The sequence below is a fragment of the Streptomyces sp. NPDC048496 genome, from assembly GCF_043200055.1.
Classification (GTDB): domain Bacteria; phylum Actinomycetota; class Actinomycetes; order Streptomycetales; family Streptomycetaceae; genus Streptomyces.
The window spans coordinates 19,967-30,266 of sequence record NZ_JBICXB010000058.1 but is presented as its reverse complement, the minus strand read 5'-3'; the positions used below and the strand labels follow the sequence as shown (position 1 = coordinate 30,266).

Here is a 10,300-nt window from a genome sequence, read left to right as displayed (position 1 = left end):
CCAGCTTCTTGATCTGCGGTTTCGGATCCGAGGTGCGATACATCCGCACCGCACGCTCACGCAACTCCAGCGAGTATTTCCTTGGGGCGGCCATGATCGATGTTCCTCTCATGAGGACCATCTGACCCCCTGTCACCATCTTCCGCATCTCGGGGGAACCTCAGACCGGGTTCCTCGACTCCTTCGGGCACGTCTCGGACCGGCGCACCCGCATGGAGGGCCTGCTCGTCTCCCTGGTCGCGCTGCTGGTGTCGCAGAGCTGCAACATCGGCCTGACCCCGGTCATCGACCCGGAGAGCAAGGCGCTGACCCGCTCGCGGCTGTCCCACGTCGACCAGAACTACGTGCGCGCCGACACCCTCGCCGCGGCGAACGCCGCCTTGATCGCCGCCCAGTCCCGCATCGAGCTGGCCCAGATGTGGGGCGGCGGGCTGCTCGCCTCCGTCGACGGCCTGCGCTTCGTCGTACCCGTCAAGAGCATCAACACCGGGCCCTCGCCAAAGTACTACGGCTACAAACGCGGCGTGACCTGGCTCAACGCCGTCAATGACCAGGTCGCGGGGATCGGCGCGATGGTCGTGCGCGGCACCCCGCGCGACAGCCTCTACACCCTGGACACCCTGCTGAACCTCGACGGCGGCGTGAAGCCGGAGATGGTGGCGACCGACAACGCCTCGTACAGCGACATGGCCTTCGGCCTGTACAAGATACTCGGCTTCCGCTTCGCCCCGCGCTTCCGCGACCTGGCCGACCAGCGGTTCTGGCGGGCCGACCTGCCCGACGGAGAAGGGCCGGCTGCTGGGTATGGGCCGCTGAAGGCCGTGGCCTGCAACAAGGTCAACCTCAAGCGGATAGCCGCGCACTGGCCGGACATGCTCCGGGTCGCCGGGTCGCTCATCACCAACCAGGTCCGGGCCTACGACCTGCTGCGGATGTTCGGCCGCGAGGGTCACCCCACCCCGCTCGGTGCTGCGTTCGCCGAGTACGGGCGCATCGACAAGACCATGCACCTGCTCGCCCTGGTCGACCCGATGGACGATACCTACCGCCGTCTGATGAACCGGCAGCTCACCGTGCAGGAGTCCCGCCACCGGCTCGCCCGCGCGATCTGCCACGGCGGCCGGGGCCAGATCCGCCAGGCGTACCGCGAGGGCCAGGAGGACCAGCTCGCCGCCCTCGGCCTGGTCCTCAACGCCGTGGTCCTGTGGAACACCCGCTACCTCGACGCCGCCGTGGCCCGGCTCCGTGCCGAGGGCCACGACATCAAGGACGAGGACGTCGCCCGGCTCTCCCCGCTCAAGGACCGGCATATCAACTTCCTGGGCCGCTACCTGTTCAACATCAAGGCCAGCGCGCCAGGCCAGGGCCTGCGCCCCTTCCGGGACCCGGACGCCGCCGAGGACGACGAGAGCGACTGACCGCGTCCCGAACGGCTGCACTGTGGCCGAGGAGCCTGATAATGCCTGGCAGTCGACAGCTGCCTCAGAAGCCGAAGGAGTTGTGCGGTTCGGGGTCGATGCGGAACAGCCGGGTTAGCTGCGCGACCGCGCCGTCGGCGTGCGGAGTGATGCGACCCGCGTACATCAGATCATGTGCCGACATGCCGCCGAAGTAGAGCGAACTGAGCGCCGAGATTGTGATGGTCAAATCCGCCTGCTGGTCGGTGGCAACGCATGTCACCGACGTACCGCCTGTGCGGAGAAGCCATGTCCGGTTGTTCGCCGGGCACATTTGGTCGTCATCGATGGTGAACGCCACCTCGCCGACCGTGTCGTACGAGCGTTGCGTCAGGGCGCGGGGGACGTCGAGAAGGCGTGCCCACAAGTTGTCGGACTGCCGGGTGATGCGCATCGCTCGCGGGTTCGCAAGCATCCACCGCAGCGGTTCGTCGCGCGGGCGGCCGGGCGCCACGATGGTCCTGGTGAGGTCGAAGTCGACCAACAAGCTCCACAGTGCGCGATACGCCGTCGGGTTCGTCGCCTCCAGTGCCTCAACAACGAGTGTCCCCGCGTTGACGGCTGTCGAGGACCACGGCAGTCGGAAGTTGGCGATGCCGTCTACCTCGCCGTGCTGGTCGCGGTGGGCGAGATACCGCAGCGGTCCGTTCGTGCCGTCCGCAGTGTCGGACAGGCTGTCCCAGTGCCCGGGCAGGGGGGTGAGCTCACCGGTACGGTGTGCGCGTACCTCCGCGTGCACCACAGGCCAGAACTGCTTCGCCTGCGCGGCGTCGACCAGCTCCAGCGAACCCAGGTCGGGCGGTGCCGGAAGGAAGGCAGCTTCGTGACGGTCCAGCTCCCACCGCGTGCGGAAGGTCGCCGGCGAGAACCCGAATCGGCCGTAGATGCTGCCCTCGCTGGCGCTGAGCATCGCCAACGGCTCGCCTCGGTCCAAGGCGGCGTCGAACATGGCCTGCATCATCCGCCGCAGGTAACCGCTTCGGCGGTGTGTAGCGATCACCCCGGTAGAAGTAACACCGGCTATCTTGACCGTGCCCCCGCCAGGAACCGTCACGTCGAAGGAGATGGCGGCCGATGCGCCCACGCACGCGCCGTCTGCGAAGGTCGCGATCGGGTGGAAAGACTCGTCCTTGACGTCAGCTTCTGCCCACTCTTTTAGCTGCTCGGCGGTCGCCGGAGTGCGCTGCGGGGGCCACGGCTCCGGACCACCGTGCCACGCGGCATCAGCTGGCTCCCACTGCGGCAACCCGTTCGCGAAGGGCAGGGCCCGGTAGTACGCGTTCATCTCATCTCGTTGCGGTGGGCGCACCTGAGTAACCATGACGGACAGTAGATCCACACCATCGGCTACGGACAACTGATTACTTGATCGCCGAGCTACCAACCTTCAAGAAACCTTCGTTTTCTGAAGATCGCTTTGCGAGACCGCCTGGACCCTGTAGGGCCTTCAAAAACCCCTTCAAAAACCTGAGTCATTCAACAACCCCGAACCGCCGTTTTCTGACATGATCCGGGGCCATGACTGCTCTCGAACCGGCCGAGCCGGGCCTCCTCGGCGCCGAACCACTCGTCCGCACCGAGATCAAGATCGGATACGCGCGAGTCTCGACCAGCGGGCAGAAGCTGGAGCGGCAGCTCGACGCGCTTGCCGCCGCCGGGTGCCGGAAGATCTTCGCGGACAAGAAGTCGGGTAAGAACGCGCTCCGCCCCGAACTCGGCCTTGGGGACCATCGGTACAGCCATTAGCGCTAAGCACTTGATCTTGACCGCCTAGCACACACGATCGGCCTGGCGTGGATCTTCGTCGGAAGATCCACGATCAGTGACGGTGTCTGGCTACGGTCCGCGCGTGGCAGTGGAATTCTTAGATGATGATCAGGTCGAGGCGTACGGGAAGTTCGCCGAGGAGCCCACGCGTCCGGAGCTGGAGCGGTTCTTCTTCCTGGATGACGAGGACCGGAAGCTGATCGCGAAGCGGCGCGGGGATCACAACCGCCTCGGCTTCGCCCTTCAGATCTGTACGGTGCGGTACGTCGGGCTGTTCCTGGAGGACCCGCTTGCCGTGCCGTGGCCGGTGGTGGATCACCTGGCCGAGCAGCTGGGGATCGAGGATGTCTCCAGCATCAAGCGGTACACCGAGCGGCAGATGACGCCGTACGAGCACGCGTGGGAGATCCGCGACGCGTACGGCTACCACCTGTACGAGGACCACGAGTGGGGCCGGAAGTTCCGGGCGTTCCTCCACGGGCGGGCGTGGACGACGCACTCGGAGGGGCCGAAGGCGCTGTTCGATCACGCGGTGGGCTGGCTGCGCCGGAACCGGGTGCTGCTGCCGGGCGTCTCGGTGCTGGCCCGGCAGGTGGCCGAGGTCCGCACAATCGCGGAGAAGCGGCTGCACACCACGGTCGCGAAGGCCGCGCATCGTGCGGATCCGGCGCTGCCCGGCGACCTGGTGGCCACGCTGAAGACGCCGGAGGGCAAGCGGTACTCGTACCTGGAGTCGCTGCGCCGGCCGCCGACGCGGACCACGGGCACCGCGATGAAGAACGCGCTGCAGCGTGTCGATGACATCTCTTCGTTCCAGCTGGGGCGGGTGAAGCTGAACAAGATCCCGCCGAACCGGCTCGCGGCGCTGGCGCGGTACGGGCTGGGCACCAAGGCCCCGAAACTGGAGCGGACCTCGGAGCCCAAGCGCACGGCGATGCTCACCGCGGTGATGCGCCACCTGGAGGCCAAGGCCATTGATGACGCGCTGGACCTGTTCGAGATCCTGATGGTCACACGGTTGATCAGTACCGCGAAGCGGTCCACCGACAAGGATCGGCTCTCGACGCTGCCGCAGTTGGAGAAGGCGTCACGGATGCTGGCGAAGGCGTCGAAGGTGTTCATCGAGGAACTGGAGCTCCTGGAGGAGACCGGCTGCGACGTGGATGTGGCCGCGCTGTGGCGGGCGCTGGAGGAGGTCGCGCCCCGGGACGAGTTGTCCAGCGCGGCGGCCACGGTGGTGAGCCTGGTCCCGGAGGACGACAACTCGGCGGAGATCGCCATGCGCAGTGCCCTGGCGCTGCGCTACAACACGGTCAAGCCGTTCCTGGCGCTGCTGGGAGAGTCGAAGGCGCTGGACGCCGCCACCGGCGGGAAGCGGGTGCTGACGGGGGTGCAGCGGCTGCCCGCCCTGGCCCGGCGCAGGGTGAGCGAGAAGCCCCTGCTGCCGCGCGAGATCGACGACAAGCTGGTGCCGCCGGCCTGGCGCAAGGCGGTGTACGCCAACGCCGAGCTGCCGGAGGGGGCGGTGGACCGCGACGCGTACGTGGTGTGCGTGCTGGAGCAGCTCTTCCGTGCCCTGAAGCGCCGCGACATCTTCGCCTCCCCCTCGCACCGCTGGTCCGACCCGCGCGCCCGTCTGCTGGACGGCAAGGAGTGGGAGGCGGTGCGTGAGGACGTCCTGGCGGGCCTGAGCCTGGACGAGGACGCCGAGCAGCACCTGAAGGGCCTGGTCGCCGTGCTGGACGCGGCGTGGAAGCAGATGGCCGAGCGGCTGGAGGAGGCCGGCGCCGACGCGAAGATCAGCATCGAGGTACAGCCAGGCGGGCGGGCGAAGCTGAACGTGGAGAAGCTCCACGCGCTGGGCGAGCCGAAGTCGCTGAACTGGCTGCGCAAGCGGGTCGAGAAGATGCTCCCGAAGATCGACCTGCCCGACCTGCTGTTCGAGGTGCACTCCTGGACCGGGTTCCTGGACGCCTTCGTACACCTGGGCGACGGCAAGACCCGCATGAAGGACCTCACCACCTCCGTCGTGGCCCTGCTGGTCTCGGAGGCGTGCAACATCGGGATGACCCCGGTCATCAGCCCGAACATCGAGGCCCTGACCCGCTCCCGCCTCGTCCACGTCGACCAGTACTACCTGCGCGCCGACACCATCGCCGCAGCCAACGCCGCCCTGATCGAGGCCCAGGCGAAGGTGCCCATCGTCAAGTTCTGGGGCAACGGGCTGCTCGCCTCCGTCGACGGCCTGCGCTTCGTCGTCCCCGTCCGCACCATCAACGCCGCCCCGAGCCCCAAGTACTTCGCGAAGAAGAAGGGCATCACCTGGCTCAACGCGATCAACGACCAGGTGATCGGGATCGGGCAGATGGTCGTCCCGGGTACTCCGCGCGACTCCCTGTTCATCCTGGACGCGCTGCTTAACCTGGACGGCGGGGTGAAGCCGGAAATGGTCGCCACCGACAACGCCTCCTACTCCGACATGGTCTTCGGCATCTTCAAGATGCTCGGCTACCGCTTCTCCCCGCGATTCAAAGACCTCGAAGACCAGCGGTTCTGGAAGGCCCAGATGCCCGGCGGCGAGGCCCTGGGCGGCTACGGGCCGCTGGAGGCGATCGCCCGCAACAAGGTGAACGTGAAGAAGGTGCTCACCGCCTGGCCGGACATGCTGCGGGTGGCCGGCTCCCTGGTCACCAACCAGGTGCGGGCGTACGACCTGCTGCGGATGTTCGGCCGCGAGGGCCACCCCACCCCGCTGGGGCAGGCGTTCGCCGAGTACGGGCGGATCGCCAAGACCCTGCACCTGCTCGCCGTCGTCGACCCGGTGGACGACACCTACCGACGGCAGATGCACAAGCAGCTCACCGTCCAGGAGTCCCGGCACAAGCTCGCCCGGGACATCTGCCACGGCAAGAAGGGCACCATCCACCAGGCGTACCGGGACGGGATGGAAGACCAGCTCGGCTCGCTGGGTCTCGTTCTGAATGCGGTCGTGCTCTGGACGACTCGCTACATCGACGCCGCGGTCGCCCAGCTCCGCGCGGAGGGCCACGAGATCCGAGACGAGGACGTGGCCCGGCTCTCGCCGCTCAAGCACCGGAACTTGAACTGTCTGGGCCGCTACAGCTTCACCGCCTCCCAGCCGGTCGACGGGCTGCGGCCGCTGCGCGACCCGGAGGCCGTCGACCTCGACGATGACGACGACGGTGCGGAGGACTGAGCGTGGTCAGGGACCAGCCAAGGCGGTGATCAGCTTCCTGGCCGCCGCCTTGGTCAGCCGGTCCAGGGCCTGGGCCGTCTTCTCGTCGGCGCCGCGCGGCTTGATGCCGGTGCCCTTGACGGCCTTGTCGAACTCCGCGTCGAACCGCTCGCTCCCAGCCTTCGCCGCGAGGCTGGTGAGGTACTTCAGCTGCGGGGCCGTGGCCGGCTCCTTCTTCGCCGTGGCCTTGCGCGCCGCGCTCTCCGCCCGGATTCGGGCGTAGTGCTCGTCGTTGGCCGCCTTGCGGTGGGACTCGGCGGTCGGGCTGCGGTCCGTGACCTGCACCGTCTCCACCCATCCCGCGCCGGGTTGGCCGGTTACGGCCTCCCACAGCACGTCGGTGGTCAGCGCGTTCTCGTCGACGTCTTCGGTCAGTCCCGGGCCCACCAGGCCGTAGTAGCCCGTCTTGCCCCGGGGCAGCACAGTGAAGCCCGCGGGCACGGCGTGGGCGGTGAGCCAGTCCTGTCCGCAGTCGCAGTGAGTCGCGTGGTAGCGGCTCCACTTGCTCTCCAGGGGCTCGTACACCAGACGGTCGCCGTAGTACTTGGTATCCCTCGCGAATCCCGACACCGCGGCAGTGTCGCACCCTTCGCGGGCCCGGGTCAGCAGGGTGTCACCCGTACGGGCGCCTCGATCGGGGGCAAGCGGCCCCGGCCTCCGTCCGTGAGGAACGGCGGCCGGGGATCGGGGTGCGGATTACGTCTCCCAGAGCTGGGAGACGGTGAACAACGACCATCCCCACTGGCCGTTGTCGTCGAGGTCGGCGTAGAGCACCAGATCCTCGTCGCTGCCTTGGGCCTGCTTGCGGGCCTCGGCGAGCTTGACCAGCATCCCGAGGTGGAAGTCCTCCGGCAGGAGCGTGCCCCGCTCGGCGTCCTTGTGGATGAGCGTGACGACCTCTCCGGACTCGATCCTGGTGGCAGACAGCTTCTCGTCGGAGGCCATGAGGTGGGTGACGGCGTCGGCCCGGACCAGTTGGCCGCTCCTGCCCGGGTGCATGCTGCGGCCCATCACCCAGATGTCTGCCATGGGTTTCCCTCCCGTGGATCGGTAGTGATCGCCTCCATCCTCTCCGACCGCTTCAACAGCCGGCCCTCGACCGGGCCCGGTCCGTACCGTCAGGGTCGGGGCAGCGGCGGAAGGTGTCATGTCCCGAGGCAGTACTGGACGACTTTCAGGCTGCGTCGAGGGTGGCCGCGACGCGCTCGCGGAAGTCGCGGACGGCCGGGACGCTGTGGTGGGTCCGCATGCCGGCGGCGAGCTCGCGCAGGGGGGTGGTGGTGCGGTGGGAACTGATCTCTTCGGTGAGGTCGAGGGCCCGGTTAGCGGTAGCGCATGCACGTTCCGGGTCGTTCTGCCGCCACTGGGCTTCGGCCTGGCGGGTGAGGTAGAGGGCGTGGGTGCGTACGCGGTCGGCTGGGTGGAGGGCTGCGACCTGGGTGAAGGTGGCCTCGGCCCGGTCGGCCTGGTCCATGTCGAGTTGGGTGGAGGCCAGGGAACCGAGGAGTTCGCAGTGGTCGAACCAGCCGGCCCAGTCCGGGTCCGCGTGGCCGGTGTGCTCGGCATGGTCGAGGAGTTCGGCGGCGCGGCCCAGGTCGCTCCAGCACGCCTTGTTCTGCTGGTGGGCCCGGGCCCGGGCGCGGCGGGTCAGGATCATCGCCTCGACCCTGGGGGTGGTGCGGTTGCGGGCGGCGGACAGCGCGGCCTGGGTCATGGCCTCGGCGTCGGCGGGCCGCTGGCAGTTGTAGGCGGCGATGGACCAGAAGGCCAGGATGTGGGCGCCGAGCGCGGTGTCGCCGGAGGCGTGGGCGGAGCGCAGGGCGGCGTCGAAGGTGCTGTCGGAGCACTCGGAGCGGACATCGAAGAGGGCCCAGGCGTGCATCCGGGCCAGATCGGCGGCCGCGGCGTAGAGGCGGGCGCCGTGGGGGCCTGTGTAGCTGCGGTCCTTCAGCAGCCTGACGACCATGTGGAGGCTCGCGGAGGTCTCGTCGATGAGCTGGCCGCCGCCGTCGGTGTCGTCGGCGTGCCGCAGCTCGCGGACCCGGCGTTCGATGTGGGTGACGGCCGCTTCGCCGATGCGTCGGCCGTGGGCGATCTGGCCGGCTGCGGCGGGGTCGGCGGTGAGCCATGACCACAGGGAGGTGGTGAGCGTCGCGCCGGTCAGGAGGGCGAAGCTCCTTCGGTCCATGTCCATGTCACTCCCGGACACCTCGTAGAGCGCCTGGATTGCGCCTGATGCGTCCCACGGGAAGAAGGTGGGTTGCAGGGCGGGATCCGCGGCCAGCCAGTGGGGCCACGGCCGTGAGGCGACCGCATCTTCAGGGATACCCAGCAGTTCGGCGATGACAACTTGGGTGGGCCGGTCCGGCTCGCGGCCTTTCTCCTCCCACCGGTAGACGCCGTCCTTTCCCGTGCCCAGGCCGAGGCCGCGCGCCGCTCCCAAGGCGCACAGGCGGCGGGCCAGTTCTACCCGTGGCCAGCCTCGGGCGGTGCGGGATCGCTCTAACAGGTGCATCGACGCGCCTCCTCCCGCCGTGGACACGGCGCGTAGGCAGAGGGGTCGACCCTAGTGACCGCCGGGGCGGTGGGGAAGCAGGCCACCGGACGTTTCAGGGTGCTCTTGGGGTGCTCCCAGCCGCACCCGCAGCGCACCTGCGCAGCGTCTTCTCCCGGCCCCTCGCGGGGGCCATCGTGGCTGGCGCACACCACGATCCGACCTTCGCGAGGAGATGAGCGGAATGCGGAAGTTCGCGCTCTACGGCAGCCCCGGCGCCGGGAAGTCCACCCTCGGCGGCCTTCTGGCCCAGCAGTTCCAGGGCCTCGGAACCCCGGTCACGGTGGTGAAGGTGGGGGCGCCGCTGTACGAACTCCAGGCGGTCGTCTACGCGATGGCCGGGCGGCCGATGCTGGCCGGCGGGCGGCAGGACGGGCAGCTGCTCAACACGCTCGGCGGGCACATGCGGCGGATCAACCCCGGCGCACTGACCGACGCGTTCGCCTCGCGGGTGGCCCAGGCGGAGCGGGAGATGCCGCAGGCGGTGCTGATCTGTGACGACCTGCGGGCCCCCGATGTCGGCGCCGTGACCGCGCTCGGCTTCGACCTGGTCCAGGTGTGCGCCCCCGACGAGCTGCGCCGGGCGCGCAAGGGCGGCCGCGGGGACCTCTCGCCCGGCGCCGAGGACCACCCCACCGAGGCCCCGGTGACCGCTGTGCCCCGGTGGCGGGTCGACAACGACGGCACGCTTCAGGAGCTGGCCACCTGCGCGGCCAAGCTGGTGCTGGAGGCGGGGCTGTGATCCTCACCGGCCCGCAGATCGCCCGCGAGCACGCGGCTGGCCGGATCCGCATCGACCCCTTCGACCAAGAGCAGCTCAACCCCAACAGCTACAACTACCGCCTCGGCCCGACCCTGCGTACGCACCGCGGCCAGGTTGTCGACGCGCTCGGTGCCCACGAGCTGGACGAGGTGCGGATCCCGGAGGCGGGGATCGTGCTGGAGCCCGGGCGGGTGTACCTGGGGACCACCGTGGAGGCGATCGGCAGCGAGCACTTCGTGCCGTCCTTGATCGGCCGGTCCTCCCTCGGCCGGCTCGGCGTCTTCCTCCAGGTCTCCGCGGACCTGGGCAACCTCGGCGCGGTCCACCGCTGGACGCTGGAGATCGTCGTCGTCCAGCCGATCCGCCTGTACCCGGGCATGGTCGTCGGCCAGGTCTCGTTCTGGACCCCCACCGGGGCCCGCCGCCTCTACGACGGCCACTTCGGGCGGCACAGCGAGGCCATCACCCCGCACGCCGCGCTGCTGACCGCCGGCCGCTGACCC

General features: G+C 69.0%; 8 protein-coding genes and 1 pseudogene. 5 read left to right on the top strand and 4 right to left on the bottom strand.

What is annotated here, in order from left to right:
• Positions 1–164: 164 nt before the first annotated feature.
• Positions 165–1,418, top strand: a pseudogene (locus tag ACGFSA_RS31125) (transposase); the annotation flags it as partial.
• Positions 1,419–1,482: 64 nt separating this feature from the next.
• Here ACGFSA_RS31125 and ACGFSA_RS31120 read toward each other — a convergent pair.
• Positions 1,483–2,742: a GNAT family N-acetyltransferase gene (locus ACGFSA_RS31120; protein WP_393309382.1), complete on the bottom strand. Its 1,260-nt coding sequence runs from the start codon at positions 2,740–2,742 to the stop codon at positions 1,483–1,485.
• Between the two features lie 233 nt (positions 2,743–2,975).
• On the opposite strand from ACGFSA_RS31120, the gene ACGFSA_RS31115 reads away from it, so the two are divergent.
• Positions 2,976–3,203 carry a recombinase family protein gene (locus ACGFSA_RS31115; protein WP_393309381.1) on the top strand — a complete coding sequence of 76 codons (228 nt, stop codon included), beginning with the start codon at positions 2,976–2,978 and terminating at the stop codon, positions 3,201–3,203.
• Between the two features lie 103 nt (positions 3,204–3,306).
• Positions 3,307–6,441 carry a Tn3 family transposase gene (locus ACGFSA_RS31110; protein WP_393309380.1) on the top strand — a complete coding sequence of 1,045 codons (3,135 nt, stop codon included), beginning with the start codon at positions 3,307–3,309 and terminating at the stop codon, positions 6,439–6,441.
• Positions 6,442–6,447: 6 nt separating this feature from the next.
• On the opposite strand, the gene ACGFSA_RS31105 is transcribed toward ACGFSA_RS31110, so the two are convergent.
• From ACGFSA_RS31105 to ACGFSA_RS31095, 3 genes are all read right to left on the bottom strand, one after another.
• Positions 6,448–7,050, bottom strand: a complete 603-nt coding sequence (locus ACGFSA_RS31105) for a hypothetical protein (RefSeq protein ID WP_393309379.1) — start codon at positions 7,048–7,050, stop codon at positions 6,448–6,450.
• A gap of 126 nt (positions 7,051–7,176) precedes the next feature.
• Entirely contained in the window at positions 7,177–7,509 is a 333-nt protein-coding gene (locus tag ACGFSA_RS31100; RefSeq protein WP_393309378.1) for a hypothetical protein, read from the bottom strand.
• 145 nt (positions 7,510–7,654) lie between these two features.
• Positions 7,655–8,995 (bottom strand): transcriptional regulator, encoded by a 1,341-nt coding sequence (locus ACGFSA_RS31095; RefSeq protein ID WP_393309377.1) that lies wholly within the window; start codon positions 8,993–8,995, stop codon positions 7,655–7,657.
• Between the two features lie 223 nt (positions 8,996–9,218).
• Between ACGFSA_RS31095 and ACGFSA_RS31090 the strand changes: the two genes are divergently transcribed.
• Both ACGFSA_RS31090 and ACGFSA_RS31085 read left to right on the top strand, forming a co-directional pair.
• Complete coding sequence (locus ACGFSA_RS31090; protein WP_393309376.1) at positions 9,219–9,776, top strand: hypothetical protein; 558 nt, start codon at positions 9,219–9,221, stop codon at positions 9,774–9,776.
• Positions 9,773–10,297: a 2'-deoxycytidine 5'-triphosphate deaminase domain-containing protein gene (locus ACGFSA_RS31085; RefSeq protein ID WP_393309375.1), complete on the top strand. Its 525-nt coding sequence runs from the start codon at positions 9,773–9,775 to the stop codon at positions 10,295–10,297. Before ACGFSA_RS31090 ends, ACGFSA_RS31085 begins: the two co-directional genes overlap by 4 nt.
• Positions 10,298–10,300 lie beyond the last annotated feature (3 nt).